Origin of the sequence: Demequina litorisediminis (genome assembly GCF_030161615.1) — a bacterium.
Lineage (GTDB): Bacteria > Actinomycetota > Actinomycetes > Actinomycetales > Demequinaceae > Demequina > Demequina litorisediminis.
This window is the reverse complement of record NZ_BSUN01000001.1, coordinates 82,732-100,327: the sequence shown is the minus strand read 5'-3', so window position 1 is coordinate 100,327 and position 17,596 is coordinate 82,732. Positions and strand designations below refer to the sequence as shown.

Below are 17,596 nucleotides of genomic sequence, written 5' to 3'. Positions count from 1 at the left end.
ACCTGGGTGAATGGGCGACCCCGCATACCTTGACCGCAACGCCGGACTGCCTCACATGGGGGCGTCCGGCACCGGCCCACGCCTCATGCTCCACCAGGATGTGGACGCGATCATGGCGTGCGCGGATGTCGCCGCACTCGCCGAGATGAAGGCCTACGCGCGCTCCTACTTCGCCATGAGCGGCCTCATCGTGATCGCTACCGGCGGGGCGGCCGTGGCGGCGGCGACGCGTCGCACATCGTGGGCCGCGGGAGCCATCGGCCTCGCCGTCGTCTCGGGCCTCGGCGTGATCGAGGCACGCCGCCGTGCGCGCCAGTGGGAGGCGGCGGTCGACGCGCGACTTGCGGTCCTCAAACGCTGAACTCGTGACGCGCAGGCGCCGCGGCGCGGCGCATCACGGGCGGGCGCGCGAGTCTCCAGCGTGCCGGTGGCACGGCATCGGCCCTGGGACGCGGGACCTTGAACCGGCATCCTCGCTGTCCTGCCTGACACAATGACCACGTGAGCGACGAGCAGGAGCGGCCCGACGACACGCAGGTGCGGTCCGTCAACGAGATCGAGGAGTCCCTCGAGCCGGTGACGTTGATCGAGCAATCCCGCGTGATCCTGCGGGTGGGACGGATGATGCTCGCGGCAGGTACCGCCGCCTATCGCGTGAAGCAGGCGATGGCGGCCGTGTCTCACTCGCTCGGGGTCCATGAGCACAGCAATCACGTGTCCATGACGGCGATCTCGGCCACCTCGCATCGCGGCAAGATCTTCCGCACCGAGGTGACGGAGAACCGCTCGTTCGCCGTCAACGTGGACCGCCTCGCGCACCTGGACCGCATGCGGCGCACGCTGCCCGAGCGCACCAGCCCCCAGGAAGTCCACCGTGCCCTCGACGAGATCGAGGGCAGGGGAGCGCTCTATCCCGGGTGGGTCAACAGTGCGGTGGCGGGCGTGGCGTGTGGCGCATTTGCCGTGCTCAACGGCGGCGTGCCGTGGGAGGTGCTGATCGTCTTCCTCGCGGCGATGGCGGGACAGCAGGTACGGCGGACCCTCGCGCACCGACACTTCAACACGTTTGGCGTCACGCTCGTGGCCGCCGCGGTAGCGACCGCCCTGTATGCCGCGGGCATCGCCCTGGTGGGCGCTGTCACGTCAGGGCCCGATCTGACCATCCACGCCGCGGGCTACATCTCCTCGGTCCTGTTCCTCCTCCCTGGGTTCGCGCTGATCACCGGCGCGCTCGACATGGCCAAGAACGATGTCCAATCGGGGATCCAGCGCATTGTCTACGCGACGATGCTGGTGATGGCCGCCGGGGTCAGCGTGTGGGCGGTATCACTCGTCACCAGCCTCGAGACGGCACCCCGCGTGGTCGAGCATGCGTCGCTCGGCGTGGACCTCCTGTTGTGGGCGGTGCCATCGTTCCTTGGCGTGCTCGGCTTTGCGCTGATGTTCAACAGCCCGTGGCGCCTTGCGCTGACCGCAGCCGGCATCGGCGGCGTGGCGAACACTGCGCGGCTGTGGTCTGTCGATGCCGGGCTGGAGATCCAGGCGGCGACCACCCTTGCGTGTCTCCTGGTGGGCTGCCTGGCGGCGCTGGCCGCGCGGGGCGGACGATTCCCGGTCATCACGCTGTCGGTGCCTGCCGTCCTTGTGATGATTCCCGGCGTCCCCGCGCACGAGGCGCTGGTGGCGCTGAACTCCGGCGACTACATCTCCGCTGCGGCAGGCATGCTGGAGGTCAGCGTCATCATGGTGTCCATCATGGTGGGCCTTGTGGCGGCCAAACTCGTGACGGACCGCGAGTGGGCGACGGGTTCTTGAGCGGCACATCAGCCCGTCCGTCGGGCGCTCCTTGACCAAGCCAAGACCAGGGGATTGCAAAGACCGGGCGGTGAGCCAGTAGTCTCGCCCTTGTGACTGAGAACTCGCTGACCCCGGCAGAGCGCACTCTCGCTCGCCACGAAGTTCCCGATCCGCTCCGCGACGACGTCCGCCTCCTCGGAGGCCTTCTCGGCCGTGTGCTGCGCGAATCAGGGGGCGACGCACTGCTCGCCGATGTCGAGAAAGCCTGCGCGAACTGACGATTCGGGCGCACGATCTCGACCCCGAAACCGGACGCGTGGCGCTCGACGAGGCGGAAGCCCTCGTCGAGGGTTTCTCACTGGAGCGTGCGGAGCAGGTGGCACGGGCCTTTACGTGCTACTTCCACCTCGCGAACCTGGCCGAGGAGCACCACCGCGTGCGCGTGCTGAAGCAGCGCCGCGCCTCGACCCTGACGGAGGATGACTCGCTCTCGGCGGCGTTTGCGCAGGCTTGCCGATGAGGTGGGCCGCGACGAGGCGCTGCGTCGCGTCCAGGCGATGGAGTTCCGTCCCGTGCTGACGGCGCACCCGACTGAGGCGCGTCGCCGTGCCGTCTCGGGGGTATCCGCCGTATCTCCGCTTTGCTGGATTCTCGCGATGGCGATGACATCGGCGGTACCACGGGTGCCGAAAGCGAGCGCGCCCTGCTCGCCGAGATCGACGGACTGTGGCGCACCTCGCTGATCCGTGCGCAGAAGCCCACGGTTCTCGACGAGGTTCGCTCGGCCCTCGCCGTGGTCGAGTCGACGATGTTCGAGACGTTCCCGCGTGTCTACCGGCGCCTCGACGACTACCTCCTGGGCGACGATGCGGGACGCACCGAGCCGCTGGTGCGTCCGTTCGTGTCGCTCGGCTCGTGGATCGGCGGCGACCGCGACGGCAACCCCAACGTGACGGCGGAGATCACACGGTCCGCGGCGGCGCTCGCCGCCGAGCACGCGCTGACGGCGCTGCAGAAGGCCTCGCTGACGGTGGCGCGTGCCTTGACGCTCGACGACGCCACGACGCCGCCTTCGGCGGCCCTGCTGGCGCTTCGCCAGCGGCAGTCCCAGCCTGGACGGTGCTCTGAGCGCCGATGCCGACAACGAGTCCCCGCACGAACCCCACCGCGCCGCGATGCTGTTCGTCGCGGCACGGGTGGCCGCTACGCAGGCGCGCAACGCGGACCTGCAGTACGCCAGCCCCGAGGCGCTTGTCGACGACCTCGCGGTGGTGCAGGAGTCGCTCGTGGCGGCGGGCGCCAGCCGCGCCGCCTACGGCCAGTTGCAGCAGGCTCATCTGGCAGGTGCGCACGTTTGGCTTCCACCTCGCCGAACTCGAGGTGCGTCAGCACTCGCAGGTGCACGAGGAGGCCCTTGCCGACATCGCCGCCAACGGCGTTCACGGCGAACTTCAGCCCCGCACGCGTGAGGTGCTCGACACGTATCGGGCCATCGGCGCCGTTCAGCAGCGCTACGGCGTCCGCGCCGCGCGCCGTTACATCGTGTCGTTCACTCAGGCGCCCGAACACCTGTCGGCGGTCTACGAACTGGCCGCCCATGCCTTCGGCGACGGCGATGCGCCCGTCATCGACGCGATCCCGCTGTTCGAGACGTTTGAGGACCTCGAGAACTCGGTGGAGATCCTCGAGGCGATGCTGGAGTTCCCTGCGGTGCGCAAGCGCCTCGCGGAGAACGGCCGTCGCGTCGAGGTGATGCTCGGCTACTCGGACTCGTCGAAGGACGTGGGTCCCGTGTCCGCGACGCTCGCCCTGCACTCGGCGCAGCAGCGCATCGCGCAGTGGGCGGAGCGCCACGACATCGTGCTCACGTTGTTCCACGGACGCGGAGGCGCGCTCGGACGTGGCGGCGGCCCCGCCAACCGTGCGGTCATGGCCCAGCCCGCAGGCTCGGTGGACGGCCGCTTTGGCTCACGGAGCAGGGCGAGGTCATTCTCGCTCGCTATGGCACCGCGACCATCGCGGAGCGCCACATCGAGGAGGTGGCGGCGGCAACGCTGCTCCAAGCCTCGCCGAGCGTCGAGAAGCGCAACACGGAGGCGACGGCTGCGTTCGCGGACCTTGCCTCCAGGCTGGATGAGACGTCACGCGCGCGTTTCCACGAGTTGGTGAAGGCCGATGGCTTCCCGCAGTGGTTCGCGCAGGTGACGCCGCTCGAGGAGCCTGGGCCTGTTGCCCATCGGCTCCCGTCCCGCGAAGCGCGGACTGTCCGTGAACTCGCTGGATGATCTGCGCGCGATTCCGTGGGTGTTCTCTTGGAGCCAGGCGCGCATCAATCTCGCCGGGTGGTACGGGCTTGGCAGCGCGCTCGAGGCCTACGGCGATCTTGCTGAACTGCGTCGCGCGTATGCCGAGTGGCCGCTGTTCACGACGCTGCTCGACAACATCGAGATGTCGCTGGCGAAGACCGACGAGCCTGCTGGCGAGCCGCTACCTTGCACTCGGCGACCGCGAGGACCTCGCGCAGATGGTGCTCGACGAGATGGCGCTCACCCGCGAGTGGGTACTCAACGTCACGGGTTCGGAGCGCCCCCTGGCGAAGCGCCGCGTGCTGGGACGTGCGGTTCAGGCTGCGCGCTCCCTACGTGGATGCGCTGTCGCTCATTCAGGTGAGGGCGCTTGCCGCTCTGCGAGGCGGGCTGGACGACGAGGCCGCCGTGGACGCGGTGCGCAAAGTGTTGCTGCTGACCGTGAACGGTGTCTCCGCCGGAGTGCAGAACACGGGCTGACCCGCACCACGCCATCACGCGCAAGGGCCCGCCCCCGGGAGTGATCCGGGGGCGGGCCCTTGCGCGTGGCCTGCTGGCGTCCTATCCGATGCCGAGCACCGGAGTGGCCAGGGGAGATCCCGAACCGTCGCGTCGGCCGTGATCTTCGGGCAGCGCGACCTCCTGGCCAGCGCCCGAGGTGGCCTTCGCGGGTCCCTTGCCCACCCACGCGATGAGCAGCGTGTCTTCGCCCTTGAGGAACCGGTGTGCGCGCACGCCGCCGGTGGCGCGCCCCTTGGCGGGGTACTCGGAGAACGGCGTCACCTTGGCGGCACCGGGAACCGTGCCAGGCAGCGCGGTCGACGAGCCCGCGATGGTGACCACCACCGCATCGGCCGGGGTACGTACCACCCCGAAGAACAGCGCGTTGACGCCGTCTTCAAGGTTGATGCCCGCGACGCCACCGCCGGATCGGCCCTGCGGCCGCACCTTGTCGGCCGCGAAGCGCAGCAGCGACGCCTGATCCGTGACGAACACGAGTTCGCTGGAGTCCGAGGCGGGGGCGGCGCCGATGACGCGGTCGCCCTCGTGCAAGGAGATGATTTCCCAGGCGTCCTTATTGGGGGCAGGCTCGGCCTTGACGCGCTTGACGACACCGTCGGAGGTGCCGAGCGCCAGCGGCACGTCGGAGGTGAGCGAGATGAGCGCGAGCGGCTCCTCATCCTTGTCGAGCGTGAGGTGCTCGGACAGCGGCGAGCCGCCACCGAGCGACGGCGGCTCGCTGGTGGGGGCGATGGCGGACAGGCTCCATCATCGACAGACGCAGCACGCGGCCTGCGGAGGTCACGACGCCGATGTCCGCACGCGTCGACGTATGCAGCACGGAGCGCAGCACGTCGTGGGCGCTGCGACGGCCGTCGCGCACCGGGGCCTCGTCGTCGGTGGTCCGAGCCACCAGGCCCGTGGCCGACAACAGCGCGTAGCAGGGCGTGTCCTCGATCTCGAGGGACGGAGCGGCACTCTTGCTGGCCCGGCCGGAGACGGCGCCGGGAGCCGCGGCTGCGGAGGTCACCGCGCCCGCCTCTGCCAACAGAATGGTCCGGCGGGGCGTGCCGTGCTCGGCTGCCGCGGAATCCATCTCCGCGCCCACCACCGCGCGCAGTGCGCGATCCGAGGCGAGAATCTCCTCCAGGCTCGGCGATCTCGGCGAGCAACTGCGCCTTTTCGTTCTCGAGGCTCGAGGCGCGAGAACTTGGTGAGGCGACGCAGGCGCAGTTCGAGGATGTACTCGGACTGGATCTCCGAGAGGTCGAATGCCTTCATGAGGCGCTCGCGCGCCTCGGCGGTGTCCTCGGACGAACGAATGATCTGAATCACGTCGTCGATGTCGAGGATGGCCACCAGCAGGCCGTCCACGAGGTGCAGGCGGTCGCGTCGCGACCCGAGGCGGTGCTCGGACCGGCGGCGGGTGACGTCGAGGCGGTGCCCGACCCAGACCTGCAGCATCTCCTTGAGGCCCATCGTGCGCGGCTGGCCCTCGACGAGCGCCACGTTGTTCATCGAGAACGATTCCTCGAGCGGCGTGAGCCTTGTAGAGGCGCTCGAGCACGGCATCGGGGTTGAACCCGTTCTTGATCTCGATGACGAGGCGAAGGCCGTGATGGCGGTCCGTCAGGTCGGTGACGGCCGTCACGCCCTGGAGGCTTCTTGGCGGAAACGGCGTCCTTGATCTTTTCGATGACGCGCTCTGGTCCCACCAGGTACGGCAGTTCGGTCACGACGATGCCCTGCCGCCGTGCGGTCACCTTCTCGATGCGTGTGGTCGCGCGGGTGATGAACTTGCCGCGACCGGTCTCGTACGCCTCGCGCACACCGTCGAGCCCTACGATCTTGCCTCCGCCGGGAAGGTCGGGTCCCGGGACGAAGCGCATCAGGCTCATCCAGGGTGGCGCCGGGGTTCTCGAGGAGGTGGCGGGCGGCGGAGATGACCTCAATAAGGTTGTGCGGCGCCATGTTGGTGGCCATGCCGACAGCGATGCCGGAGGCTCCGTTGACCAGCAGGTTCGGAAGGGCCGCGGGCAGAACCTCGGGCTGTGTGAGCCTTGTTGTCGTAGTTCGGTACGCGGTCCACGACGTTCTCGTCGAGGTCCGCGATCATGGCCATGGAAGCCTTCGCGAGACGCGCCTCGGTGTAGCGCGCCGCGGCGGGGCCGTCGTCGAGCGAGCCGAAGTTGCCGTGACCATCCACCAGCGGGAGTCGCAGCGAGAAGGGCTGCGCCATACGCACCAGGGCGTCGTAGATAGCGCTGTCGCCGTGCGGGTGGTACTTACCCATGACCTCGCCGACCACACGGGACGACTTCACGTGCCCGCGGTCCGGTCGCAGGCCCATGTCGCCCATCGCGTAGATGATGCGGCGTTGCACGGGCTTCAGGCCATCGCGCGCGTCCGGCAGGGCGCGCGAGTAGATCACCGAGTACGCATACTCGAGGAACGAGGTCTCCATCTCGGCGCTGACGTCGATATCGACGATGTGGCTCTCGGGCACGACGGCCATGGGTCTCCTGGGGGTGAGCGGGACTTTGACTGCCGGTCATTGTCTCGCACCGCGCTGACACCTGTGCACAGGGCACGCGGGCCGGTGGTGACACTCGCGGCAAGGTGGAACAATGTCCCGCATGTCTCACACGCTCGACCAGGCCGTTGCCGTCGCCGGGTATTACCCGGCCCTCGCCAGTTCTGTGCTGCGCAGAGCCATCGGTGATGAGACCGTCCAGGCACACTTCGTCCACGCCGAGACCACGTTCGACGACCGTGAGGTCCGCCGCCACATGACCGTGCTGGTGCTCACGGACTCGCGGCTGCTGCGCATGCACATCGATGACGGCGCCGGCCACTCGGTGGAGGGCGCCCACGAGGCATCGGCCACCATCGAGACCGCCATGCTCACAGCCGTCACGCACACGGCGATGACTCATGTGGTGCACCACCCGGAGAACTTTGCTGACGGGGACGCCCCCAGTGAGTTGGTGCTCGCGGTGGGGTGGGGCGTGCATTCGCGCATCGAACTCGAGCCCGCATCGTGCGGTGACGAGTCGTGCGACGCGGATCACGGCTACACGGGCGGCATCACAGGCGACGACACGCTGGTGCGGGTGTCCGCCATCGCCGATGGCGCCGAGACCGTGCGGGCGCTCGAGGACTTCGCCGACGCGCTCCAGCGTGCGCTCGGCCGTCGCGGGTGAATCTCCCCGAGCGTCTCGTGGCCGCGGGCCTGACGCTGCCCGATTACGGTCGCCGAGACCTCGGCGCCGTCCTCTCGGCCGCATTTTCCGCCGTGGGAGCGGCCGATGCGGTTCAGGCTCGCGACGCCCGCGCCGACCAGGCGCGGCTGGGCCTTGCGCGTTCGCAGCACGTCATCGTGGTGCTGCTTGACGGGCTCGGGCAGGCTCAGCCTGGGGGAGTGGGGCGGTCACGCGCAGTTCCTCAAGTCAATCGCGCGCAAGGGTCTGACCGCGGGCTATCCCTCGACGACGGCCTCCTCGCTCGGATTCCTCGGTACCGGCCGTCCCGCGGGTCAGACGGGGATGGCCGGGTACACCGTGCGCAACCCGCGCACGGGAAAGGCTCGCGAACCTCGTGTCATGGGAGGGCGCGTACGACGCCAAGGAATGGCAGCCGCACCCCAGCCTCCTGGAGGCGGGCCAGGCGCACGGGGTCAGCGTCACCACCATCGGAAAGCCGAGGTTTGAGGGCTCGGGGCTGACCACAGCCGCGCTGCGCGGCGGTACGTTCGTGGGCGCAGAGGGCCTCGATGCCCGCGTGGACGCCGCGCTGAGCGCCGCACGCAAGCCGGGAGTCACGTACCTCTACTGGGCCGAGATTGACAAGGCAGGGCATCACCACGGATGGGGTTCCGATGCCTGGGTCGCCGCGCTCGAGGACGCCGATCGGGCGTTGCGGCGTCTGGCATCGTCGCTGCCGCGTGGCGCCACCATGGTGGCAACAGCGGATCACGGCATGGTGAATGTCACCGACGCACCCCGGTGGGACGTCGCCGAGAGCGCGCCGTTGCGCGAGGGTGTGGCCCTGGTGGCGGGGGAGCCGCGCGCCATGCACCTCCACCTTGCGCGGCCCGAGGAGGCAGCGACGGTGGCTCAGCGGTGGACGGAGGAACTCGGAGACTCGGCTGTCGTCGCCACCCGTGACGAGGCACGAGAGCACCGGCTGTTTGGGCCTCTCGATGCCAGCGTGGTCGACCGCATCGGAGACGTGGTGGTGGCGATGGCAGGCAGGGCCAGTGTGGTGGACTCGCGGACACAGACCCGTGCCTCGCTGTCGCTGGTAGGCATGCACGGCTCCTTGACGCCCGCGGAGTTGAGAGTGCCACTGATGGTGGCGGGGGAGGGCGCATGAGCACGGAGGTGGAGTTTGGAGTCTCCAGCGGAGCCGCCCACCTGGTCATCGTTCCGGGGTGGGGCGGGTCGGGGTCCGCACACTGGCAAAGCCTGTGGCAGGACGCGCATCCGAAGGCGACGCGCACCGCGCCGTTGAGCCTGGGATGAGCCGGACCTCGCGGACTGGATCGAGGCGCTCGACCGTGCCGTCGCATCGTGTGCCGCTGCGCCCCTTCTGGTCGCGCACAGCCTCGGTACCTACGTCAGCGCCATCTGGATGGCCGCCAACGCCGGAAGGGTGCGCGGAGCGCTGCTCGTGGCGCCTCCTGACCCCGGCAGGCCCACCGCGCCCGAGGCGATCCAAGGGTTTGCTCGCGACGCCTTTGAGCAGGTGGGAGGGCCCGCGATCGCGGTGGCCAGTGCCGACGACCCGTACGGGTCACTCGAGCACGCGCAGTGGTACGCCGCGCAGACGCGTGCGCCGCTCACCGTGATCGGTTCATACGGGCACATCAACGCGGACTCCGGACTCGGAGCGTGGCCTCAAGGCCTCGAACTACTGGAATCCCTCGCGCTCGCTACCGCTGAGTGAACGCCAGCGGGGAGGGTTAGTCGTTCTTCGCCCCAAAAACGATCTCGTCCCAGGCTCGGTACTGACGACCGGCCACTGCGGCGCGACGACTTCCGTTCGGGCGCCGACGACTCGGGCTCCTCCGAGGTTGCCGCGCTCGGGGCCGTGGACTGGGCCTGCGGCCGGCGTGCGGACCCCGCGGGGTGACCCATCGAGCCTGCGGGCGGCGACGTGAAGCCCACATCGGCCTGACGCTGGCGCTGCACCGCGGGACCGAAGCCCTCGAAGCCGCCATCGTCGTCATGGTCGTCGAGGTCGTCGGCGTCGACGGAGTCCCGCGTGCCGCGACGCGTTTCGAGGTCCTCAAGGAGCAACTCGGTGGGCGTGGGCTCCGTCTCCAGTGGCGCAGGCATCGCGGGGCGTGCCTGGTCAAGCGGAGCGGCCTCGTCCTTTGCGTCGCGCACGGCGCTCAGGTGACGCTTGGGGATCGGCACGTCGAGGAGTTCTGTCTCGGTCAGCCAACGCGACTCGTCGTCGAGCGCGGTCACGGCCCGCGCGGTGTGGTCAAACGCCCACTGCGCACGCACGTTCCGGTCGTCGACGCGGTAGTCGGCGGCCACCATCCACGGCTGGTCGAGTTCGCGCCACGCATCCCAGCGCACCGCCTCGGGATCGACGCCGCGACCCGCGAGACGATCGGTCACCAGTTCGCCGAGGACAGGGGAGTCGGACTCGCGGCCGATGCGGGTGCCGCGGGCGAGGTCGGCGATGTATGAGCGTTCCGCAAGCACGGGGCTCTCGTAGCGCTCGAGCACGGCGAGCGGCTGGCCCGTGAGCCTCGGCGAGTTCGGCGGCGTTAAGTCCACCGCGGATGCGCTGCTGGATCTCTCGCGGGCTCATGGTGGGGGCCTCGTCGCCGGATTCATCGGCGGCGCGGCGTGGGCGTACGGTGGCGACCGCTCGGCGAAGGTCGTCGGTCAGTGCGAGCTCGAAGAGGCTCTCCCGACTCCCCGGTGAGCACCAGGTGCTCACCGTCGTCTCCCGGTCGCACGAAGGAAAGTCGCGTCATGCCAACAGGGTGCCACGCGTGCCGGACGAAAGGGCGCGCGCCACGCCCGAGGGGACAATCGCCTCGCACCTGTGTGCGGCACCATGGAGCCATGACGGAAGCCCGCACCCTTCTCGACGTTGCCCGCACCCTCGCCGTCGAGGCGGGAGACCTCGTGCGGCACGGGCGCTCTCAAGCGGAGGTCGCGGCGACCAAGTCGTCGAGCGTGGACATCGTCACCCAGATGGACCTTGCGGCAGAGCGGCTCATCCGGACGCGGCTTGCCGCACTGCGACCCGACGACGGCATCCTTGGTGAAGAGGGCGACGACGTTCCCACCCGGTCGGGCGTGACGTGGGTGGTGGACCCCATCGACGGCACCGTCAACTATCTCTACGGACTCCCGCACTACGCCGTGTCGGTGGCGGCGGTCACCGGCGATCCGTCGCCCGCACGGTGGACCATCGAGGCGGGTGCGATCGTTGACGGTTCCGGCGTGCTGTGGTCGGCAGCCCGGGGTGAGGGTGCCTGGCGCGACGGCGTGGCCCTCCGTCGCGACGGAGGGCCCGAGCTCGCGCAGAGCCTCGTCGCGACCGGCTTTCAGTACGTCGCCGAACGCAGGCGACTCCAAGGGGCTGTCGCCGCGGCGCTCCTCGACCAGGTGCGTGACATCCGTCGGCTGGGTTCGGCCGCCGTCGACCTGTGCCTCGTCGCGGCGGGCACGATTGACGCGTACTACGAACACGGACTGCAGGCCTGGGACATGGCCGCGGGGCTCCTGATTGCCCAGGAAGCGGGGGTGAAAACGGGCAATCTGGCTGGCGGGCCTGCGGACTCCAGCGTCCTGATCGCAGCCGTTCCGGAGCGGTGGCAGGAACTGCGAGACGCGCTCGATGCCGCCAGCGCGGGGGACATGTGGGACGCGGCGCGCCGGTAGAGTCGCGCTTCGCCCGTTTTTGGGGCACAATGCCTGCGCCCGAGGGAACAAATCACCCTCGCGCGACATTGTGTAGACACATGTTGCACACCCGAAGGGAAGAACTGCCTGATGGCAACTGACTACGACGCTCCCCGCAAGACCGACGACGAGATCTCGGCCGACTCGATCGAGGAGCTGAAGGCCCGCCGCAACGACAAGACGTCGGGCGTGGTCGACGAGGACGAGACCGAGGCTGCCGAGGGCTTTGAGCTCCCCGGTGCGGACCTGTCCGGTGAGGAACTGTCCGTGCGTGTGCTTCCGGCGCAGCAGGACGAATTCACCTGCATGTCCTGCTTCCTGGTCCACCACCGCAGCCAGGCTCGCTGAGATGCGTGGCGACCAGCCGATCTGCACGGAGTGCGCGGCCTGATCGGCCGATGACGATGGCCTCCCTCGACGTGCTGGTCTCCACCACTTCGCCCGACGTTCCGCTGCCGCGCTACTCGCATCCAGGGGATGCGGGCGCGGACATCACGACACGCGTGGACGTGGAGATCGCACCGGGGGAGCGCGTCACCGTCCCCACGGGGCTCTCGATCGCCCTTCCCGACGGTTTCGCGGCCTTCGTTCACCCGCGCTCCGGCCTTGCAGCCAAGCGCGGACTCACGATTGTGAACGCCCCCGGTACCGTTGATGCCGGTTACCGAGGCGAGATTCAGGTCACCCTCCTCAACACCGATGTGCGCGAGCCCGTGGTGCTCAAAGCCGGTGACCGCATCGCCCAGGCTCGTCATTCAGCGCGTCGAGCGCGCCGACTTCATCCAGGTCGCGCGTCTCCCCGGTTCGCATCGGGGAGAGGGCGGCTTCGGGTCGACGGGAGTGTCCGATGGCTGAGGAATTTGCCGACGTCCTGGCGGGGCTGCCCGTTGCCGAGGGACCATGGAACCTGGCCGATGCGCCCGAGGACACCGCGTTCATCGACTTCGGCGTCCTCCGCGTGGGGACCGTGGACCAACTGCGGTTCCGGCCCGAGTACGACGCGGGCACCAAGACCTGTGGAGCGGTGTCCGTGCGTTCAGGTGACGTGCAGATTCACCAGGTGGTGGCGGCACCGCGCGGAGAGTCGCGGTGGAACGTGCTGCGGCCCCAGATGACCGAACGACTGCGCGGCGAGGGTGCCCACGTCACCGTCGAGGAGGGCCACTTCGGTCCCGAACTTGCCGTGCTGCGTGGCCACGAACGTCCCGACGGCACCACCGTGGCGATCCCGATGCGCGTCCAGGCCGTCGACGGCGACCGGTGGATGCTGAAGGTGACGAGCATCGGCCCCACCGTCCACGAGGCGGAGACTCGTGACAAGGTCAACGCCCTGGTGTCGCGCTGCGCGGTGGACCGTGGCCCCGCGGCCGCGGTGGCCGGCTCTGTGATGACACTGACCCCTCCGCCGGGTGCACCCCGTCCCGGTGGCGCGCCCACGGGACGCGCATGAGCATCGCTCCCGCGCATCAGGCCATCGCCGACGCCACGGCACGCGAGGTGGTGACGGTCGCGGGACGCGTGGTCGCCCTGCAGGTCGAACCCCACGACGCGGCGCCGCGTCTCACGGCTCGTATCGACGATGGCACCGGGCGTATCGAGGCCGTCTTCATGGGACGCAGGGCGATCCCCGGCATCGAGGCCGGCGCACAGGTGACCATCGAGGGCAGGGTGTCGGACGCCGAGGCATTGCCGCGCATCTACAACCCGAGGTATTGGCTGTCATGAGCGAGTCGCCAGACGCGGATACGCCCAGCCAGGACGAGACGCCCATGGTGACGCGTCCCGAGGCGGCACGCGGGCTCGGCCAGGCGCTCAACTCGGACGATTTCAACCTCGCCGAGGCGGTGGGCGGCTGGCGCGGATTCGCCGAGGCCGCCGCACCTGGGGTCGTCTTTGTGGCCGCGTACCTGATCGATGGGTCGATGCGTGTGCCGGTCATCGCAGCCGTCGTGACCATGCTCGTCCTGGTGGTCATCCGACTCGCGCAGCGGTCCTCGGTCCAGCAGGCGCTCTCCGGCGCTGTGGGCGTCGCCATCGGTGCGATTTGGGCATGGCGCACGGGCGACGCGGGCGATTACTACGTGCCGGGGCTGTGGCTCAACGGTGCCTACGTCATCGGACTCGCCATCTCCATGGCGGTGCGATGGCCCGTCGTCGGCATCGTGGCCGGTCTGCTGCGAGGCGAGGGCACCTCCTGGCGTCACCATCGCAGCCAGATGCGCGCCATGCAGTTGGCCACGGCGCTCCTCGTGGCGATGTTTGCCCTGCGGCTTGCCGTGCAGGCTGCCGCTCTACCTCACGGACCAGGTGGCCGCACTCGGCACCGCCCGGCTCGCCATGGGCGTGCCGCTGTTTGCGCTTACTCTGTGGGCGGTGTGGATGGTGGTGCGGAGCGCAGCACCGGCGTCAGAGACTCCGGATCCGCCTCAGCCGACACGATAAACAGCAACTCGTCGTACGCCTCGAGCGTGTCTGACGGGCTGGGTGCGATGGTCCGGTCACCACGGACGATGCACGAGAGCACGATCTCCTGGGGCCACTCGATGGACCGGATGGTGGAGCCCACCACAGGAGAGTCGGCGGGAAGCGTGACCTCCATGATGGAGGCGCCCGACTGGTGGAACGTGAAGACCTTGACGAGGTCGCCCACCGCGACGGCCTCCTCGACCATGGCCGTCATGATGCGGGGCGTGGACACCGCGACGTCGACGCCCCACTGGGCGTCGTACATCCACTCGTTGCGCGGGTTGTTGACGCGTGCCACCGTACGAGGCACGCCGAACTCCGTCTTGGCGAGGAAGGACACCACCAGATTGGCCTTGTCGTCGCCGGTGGCGGCCACCACCACATCCATCGTCTCGGTGCCCGCCTCGCGCAGCGCCGCCATTTCGCAGGCGTCGGCGAGCATCCAGTCGGCCTCTGCCACCTGAGCGACACGCATCGCGGCGGGGGAGGCGTCCATCAGCATGACCTCGTGGCCATGCTCCAGCAGGTCGCGCGCGATCGAGCGCCCCACGGAGCCTGCTCCTGCGATCAAGACCTTCACGCCGTACCTCCGGGAACACGCGAAACGGTACGTTCGGCGTGGGCACGAACGGCGTCGGGGATCACAAACCACAGTTCGTCATCGACCTGGACGGTGGTGGTGGGCTCGGGCAACACGGCGGAGCCGAATCGGACCACGTACGCGACCCGTGCCTTGGTGGCCGCCTCGAGCGCCGCGACGGTAGAGCCGATCCACGCATCGTGCAACGCCAGCCTCCGGACGGCGATGCCCGCCGTCTCATCGGCGAAACCCTCGTCGGCGCCACCGGGCAGGAGCCGCGAAAGAATCTGCGAGCCTGGTCCACGGGACCGGCGCGACGGTGGGGATGCCTAGCCTGCGATAAACCTCGGCGCGGCCGGGGTCGGCGATGCGTGCCACGACGTTCTCTACGCCATACGTCTCGCGCACCACGCGGGCGGCAAGAATGTTGGAGTTGTCTCCTGACGAGACCGCGGCGAACGCGTAGGCGTCCTCGACGCCCGCGGACACGAGGGTCTCGCGGTCAAAGCCGATGCCGGTGATGCGTTGGCCCTGGAAGTCGGCGGGGAGGCGACGGAACGCGTCTCCCACGCGGTCGATCACGGCGACGGAGTGGCCCCGAGACTCGAACTGCCCGGCGAGCGCTGCGCCGGTGCGTCCGCAACCCATGATGACGATGTGCACGAGACCCCACGCTATACCCACCGGCCTCTAGGATGGTGCGACGTGCGAGGTCTTTGGGAACGGCTGAGGCGCCTGACGTTCGGGGCGCCGGTAGCCACCGACGCCGCAGCGCCGGTGACGCTGCGTAGCCGACTCGCGCTGCCCGTCTTCGGAGCCGGTGTGCTCTCAGCGGTGGCCTATGCGCCCGATGCGGTGGTGGACGCGCTGCGACGCGGCAGCCAGCAGGGAGCGATTCCGTTCATGGCGCTTGGTGTCGTGGGCATCATGCTGCTGCTTGCGCTGGCGTATCGCTCGAACCTTCACGCCAGGCCGGACGCCCTCGGTGACTACGGCCTCGTGCGAGACGTCCTTGGCCGCAGGGCCGGGGTGGTGACCGGGGCCGCGGTCCTGGTCGACTACCTCTTTACGGTGGCGGTCTCGGTCGCCGCGATCACCCAGGCTCGTGGCCTTCGTCATTCCCGCGTGGCAGGACTGGGATGCGCTGCTGGGCGTCATCCTGCTCGGACTCATCACGCTCGTCGCGCTGCGCGCCGTGCACGAGCGTGCGCGCGTGTTGTTGTTTGTGTGGTTCGGGTTCCTCGCCGTCATCGCGATCATGCTGGTCTTCGGGCTTGCCCGCCAGCACACCGTGGGTGACCCGATCGCCGCCAACGCGCCGGAGACGTGGTCGATCTGGTTCTCGTACGCCGGGGCGATCGCGTCCGGAGCGGTCATGGTCACCGGCATCGAGCACCTCGCCTCGTCAGCGCCCTATCACGCGAAGCCGCGCGCACGCCGGGCAGGACGAACGCTGGTCGTGGCCGTCGCGGCTTCGGCGGTCGCCTTTTTCGTGGTGGCTTACCTGTCGTGGCTCTACCGCATCACGGGCTGGTCAAGGGGCCCATCCTCCTCCAGGTCGCGCAGGAGGTGTTTGACCACGCAGTCATCGTGTGGGCCATCGCCGTTCTCGCTGGCGCCATTCTCTATGTCGCCGTGATGGCAGTGTTCCGGCGCTTCTCCAGCCTCGGCGCCTACCTGGCTCAGGACGCGTACCTGCCCCGCCAGGCTCTCGCAACGCAACGACCGCCTAGTGCTGCGTGGCGGCATCCTGATCATCGCGTCGATGTCCGCCGTGGTGGTGGTGCTCGCCGGCGCCGAGGTGGAAACCCTGATCCACATGTACGTGGTGGGAGTCTTCGCCGCGATTGTGCTGAGCCAGGTCGCCATGGTGCGCTGGACCACGGCACGCCTGGGTCTCACGACCGTGGCGGGCGCGAGGGTGCGCCTGCAGGCTGCGCCGCGCCCTGCATGCGGTGGCCGCGACGGTCGCAGGCGTGGTGTGGATCGTGGTGGCGGTCTTCAACTTCGTCAACGGTGCGTGGATCGCCATCGTGCTGATCGCGGTTCTCATCGTCGGCATGCACGCCGTGAACCGGCACTACGCCGCCGTCCGCGCCGATGTCCGCCTGACCAAGCGGGATCTCGATGTGGCGCTGCCGAGCGCCACCCACGGCGTGGTGCTCGTCAACCAGGCTTCACCGGCCCGCCATGCGCGCCCTCGCGTACGCCAAGGCAGCGCGTCACTCCTCGCTTGAGGCCGTCGCGGTGCAGACCGACCGCGACTCGTCGCTCGAGCTTCAGCGCATGTGGGGGAGCATCGACTCTGGCGTGCCGCTCGTCATCCTTGACTCGCCCTATCGCGACCTCGTAGGCCCCGCACTGGAGTACATCGAGTCCATTCACCGCGCCAACCCGCGTGAAGTGGTGGTCGTCTACGTGCCCGAGTACATCGTGGGCCGCTGGTGGGAGCGCTTCCTGCACAACCGCGCCACGACCCGCCTGCGCCAGCAGCTCCTCGGCATGAAGGGCGTGGTCGTCGCGGCCGTTCCCTGGCACCTGGAGTCGGCTCGCGAGGCCGCCGCGGTCGAAGAGGCGCCCGTCCCCGGAGAGCAACTGCCATGACCGATATCGAACTCACCATCGGCGCCCCGGCGCACGGTGGCCACTGCGTCGCGCGCCATGAGGGCCGGGTGGTCTTTGTTCGCCACGCCCTGCCAGGGGAGCGCGTCCTGGCGCGCCTGACAGAGGCGGGCGATGATGCCAAGCTGTGGCGGGCGGACGCCATCGAAATCCGTGAGGCCTCACCCGATCGCGTCGCGAGTGCCTGGCCCGAGGCCGGCCCGGGCGGCATCGGCGGCGGCGAACTCGCGCACGTCTCGCTTTCCGGTCAGCGAGCCTGGAAGCAGGCCGTGCTTGACGAGTCCTTCGAACGCTTCGCCAAGCGGCCCTTCGGGGGCACGGTGGCCGCCGTCGCTGGCGACGACGCCGCGCATGGCCTCCGGTATCGCACGCGTGTCACGGCGACTGCCAAC

The 17,596-nt window shown here is 69.3% G+C and carries 16 protein-coding genes and 8 pseudogenes; 18 read left to right on the top strand and 6 right to left on the bottom strand.

Going from position 1 to position 17,596, the window contains the following annotated elements; all coding sequences use genetic code 11:
* Positions 1–10 precede the first annotated feature (10 nt).
* From QQK48_RS00620 to QQK48_RS00610, 3 genes and pseudogenes are all read left to right on the top strand, one after another.
* A complete protein-coding gene (locus tag QQK48_RS00620; RefSeq protein ID WP_431308259.1) occupies positions 11–361 on the top strand; it encodes a hypothetical protein in 351 nt (116 codons plus the stop codon).
* A gap of 140 nt (positions 362–501) precedes the next feature.
* The gene (locus tag QQK48_RS00615) at positions 502–1,815 is read left to right on the top strand and encodes a threonine/serine exporter family protein (RefSeq protein ID WP_284327129.1); all 1,314 of its coding nucleotides are present in this window, start codon (positions 502–504) and stop codon (positions 1,813–1,815) included.
* A gap of 92 nt (positions 1,816–1,907) precedes the next feature.
* Positions 1,908–4,583 (top strand): annotated as a pseudogene (locus QQK48_RS00610) (phosphoenolpyruvate carboxylase).
* Positions 4,584–4,664: 81 nt separating this feature from the next.
* On the opposite strand, the pseudogene QQK48_RS00605 reads toward QQK48_RS00610, so the two are convergent.
* Positions 4,665–7,119: pseudogene (locus QQK48_RS00605) on the bottom strand (DNA gyrase/topoisomerase IV subunit A).
* A 121-nt stretch (positions 7,120–7,240) separates the two neighbouring features.
* Here QQK48_RS00605 and QQK48_RS00600 point away from each other — a divergent pair.
* The 4 genes and pseudogenes from QQK48_RS00600 to QQK48_RS00590 form a co-directional block, all read left to right on the top strand.
* Positions 7,241–7,807 carry a DUF5998 family protein gene (locus QQK48_RS00600; RefSeq protein WP_284327128.1) on the top strand — a complete coding sequence of 189 codons (567 nt, stop codon included), beginning with the start codon at positions 7,241–7,243 and terminating at the stop codon, positions 7,805–7,807.
* 394 nt (positions 7,808–8,201) lie between these two features.
* Positions 8,202–8,978, top strand: coding sequence for an alkaline phosphatase family protein (locus QQK48_RS00595; RefSeq protein WP_284327127.1), 777 nt, complete (start codon positions 8,202–8,204; stop codon positions 8,976–8,978).
* Positions 8,975–9,127, top strand: coding sequence for an alpha/beta hydrolase (locus tag QQK48_RS20885; RefSeq protein ID WP_431308258.1), 153 nt, complete (start codon positions 8,975–8,977; stop codon positions 9,125–9,127). The genes QQK48_RS00595 and QQK48_RS20885 overlap by 4 nt, the downstream gene beginning before the upstream one ends.
* A gap of 16 nt (positions 9,128–9,143) precedes the next feature.
* Positions 9,144–9,551 (top strand): annotated as a pseudogene (locus QQK48_RS00590) (RBBP9/YdeN family alpha/beta hydrolase); the annotation flags it as partial.
* On the opposite strand, the gene sepH reads toward QQK48_RS00590, so the two are convergent.
* Positions 9,503–10,396: a septation protein SepH gene (sepH, locus tag QQK48_RS00585; protein WP_284327125.1), complete on the bottom strand. Its 894-nt coding sequence runs from the start codon at positions 10,394–10,396 to the stop codon at positions 9,503–9,505. The pseudogene QQK48_RS00590 and the gene sepH sit on opposite strands and share 49 nt — an antisense overlap.
* 25 nt (positions 10,397–10,421) lie before the next feature.
* Positions 10,422–10,562, bottom strand: a pseudogene (locus tag QQK48_RS20880) (hypothetical protein); the annotation flags it as partial.
* A 128-nt stretch (positions 10,563–10,690) separates the two neighbouring features.
* On the opposite strand from QQK48_RS20880, the gene QQK48_RS00575 reads away from it, so the two are divergent.
* The 6 genes and pseudogenes from QQK48_RS00575 to QQK48_RS20875 all read left to right on the top strand — a co-directional run.
* On the top strand, positions 10,691–11,515 hold the full coding sequence (locus tag QQK48_RS00575; RefSeq protein WP_284327124.1) for an inositol monophosphatase family protein: 825 nt from the start codon (positions 10,691–10,693) through the stop codon (positions 11,513–11,515).
* A 111-nt stretch (positions 11,516–11,626) separates the two neighbouring features.
* A pseudogene (locus QQK48_RS00570) lies at positions 11,627–11,927 on the top strand (DUF4193 domain-containing protein).
* A 7-nt stretch (positions 11,928–11,934) separates the two neighbouring features.
* Positions 11,935–12,391 (top strand): annotated as a pseudogene (gene dut, locus QQK48_RS00565) (dUTP diphosphatase).
* A complete protein-coding gene (locus QQK48_RS00560; RefSeq protein ID WP_284327123.1) occupies positions 12,384–12,986 on the top strand; it encodes a DUF3710 domain-containing protein in 603 nt (200 codons plus the stop codon). The pseudogene dut and the gene QQK48_RS00560 overlap by 8 nt, the downstream one beginning before the upstream one ends.
* Positions 12,983–13,261, top strand: a complete 279-nt coding sequence (locus tag QQK48_RS00555) for an OB-fold nucleic acid binding domain-containing protein (protein WP_284327122.1) — start codon at positions 12,983–12,985, stop codon at positions 13,259–13,261. The genes QQK48_RS00560 and QQK48_RS00555 overlap by 4 nt, the downstream gene beginning before the upstream one ends.
* A pseudogene (locus QQK48_RS20875) lies at positions 13,258–13,761 on the top strand (DUF3159 domain-containing protein); the annotation flags it as partial. The gene QQK48_RS00555 and the pseudogene QQK48_RS20875, both read left to right, overlap by 4 nt.
* Before the next feature lie 134 nt (positions 13,762–13,895).
* Here the strand turns inward: QQK48_RS20875 and QQK48_RS00550 are convergent.
* The 3 genes from QQK48_RS00550 to QQK48_RS18590 are packed head-to-tail and all read right to left on the bottom strand — an operon-like array spanning position 13,896 to position 15,245.
* Positions 13,896–14,582 carry a potassium channel family protein gene (locus QQK48_RS00550; protein ID WP_284327121.1) on the bottom strand — a complete coding sequence of 229 codons (687 nt, stop codon included), beginning with the start codon at positions 14,580–14,582 and terminating at the stop codon, positions 13,896–13,898.
* On the bottom strand, positions 14,579–14,788 hold the full coding sequence (locus QQK48_RS18595; protein ID WP_348523354.1) for a TrkA C-terminal domain-containing protein: 210 nt from the start codon (positions 14,786–14,788) through the stop codon (positions 14,579–14,581). Before QQK48_RS18595 ends, QQK48_RS00550 begins: the two co-directional genes overlap by 4 nt.
* A 31-nt stretch (positions 14,789–14,819) precedes the next feature.
* Entirely contained in the window at positions 14,820–15,245 is a 426-nt protein-coding gene (locus QQK48_RS18590) for a potassium channel family protein (protein ID WP_348523353.1), read from the bottom strand.
* Positions 15,246–15,359: 114 nt separating this feature from the next.
* On the opposite strand from QQK48_RS18590, the gene QQK48_RS00540 reads away from it, so the two are divergent.
* The 5 genes and pseudogenes from QQK48_RS00540 to QQK48_RS20870 all read left to right on the top strand — a co-directional run.
* Positions 15,360–15,881, top strand: coding sequence for an APC family permease (locus tag QQK48_RS00540; RefSeq protein WP_284327120.1), 522 nt, complete (start codon positions 15,360–15,362; stop codon positions 15,879–15,881).
* On the top strand, positions 15,874–16,221 hold the full coding sequence (locus QQK48_RS00535; RefSeq protein WP_284327119.1) for a hypothetical protein: 348 nt from the start codon (positions 15,874–15,876) through the stop codon (positions 16,219–16,221). Before QQK48_RS00540 ends, QQK48_RS00535 begins: the two co-directional genes overlap by 8 nt.
* 316 nt (positions 16,222–16,537) lie before the next feature.
* On the top strand, positions 16,538–16,819 hold the full coding sequence (locus QQK48_RS00530; RefSeq protein WP_284327118.1) for a hypothetical protein: 282 nt from the start codon (positions 16,538–16,540) through the stop codon (positions 16,817–16,819).
* Positions 16,773–17,186, top strand: coding sequence for a hypothetical protein (locus QQK48_RS00525; protein WP_284327117.1), 414 nt, complete (start codon positions 16,773–16,775; stop codon positions 17,184–17,186). The genes QQK48_RS00530 and QQK48_RS00525 overlap by 47 nt, the downstream gene beginning before the upstream one ends.
* Positions 17,183–17,257 (top strand): annotated as a pseudogene (locus QQK48_RS20870) (hypothetical protein); the annotation flags it as partial. The gene QQK48_RS00525 and the pseudogene QQK48_RS20870, both read left to right, overlap by 4 nt.
* Positions 17,258–17,596: the final 339 nt, after the last annotated feature.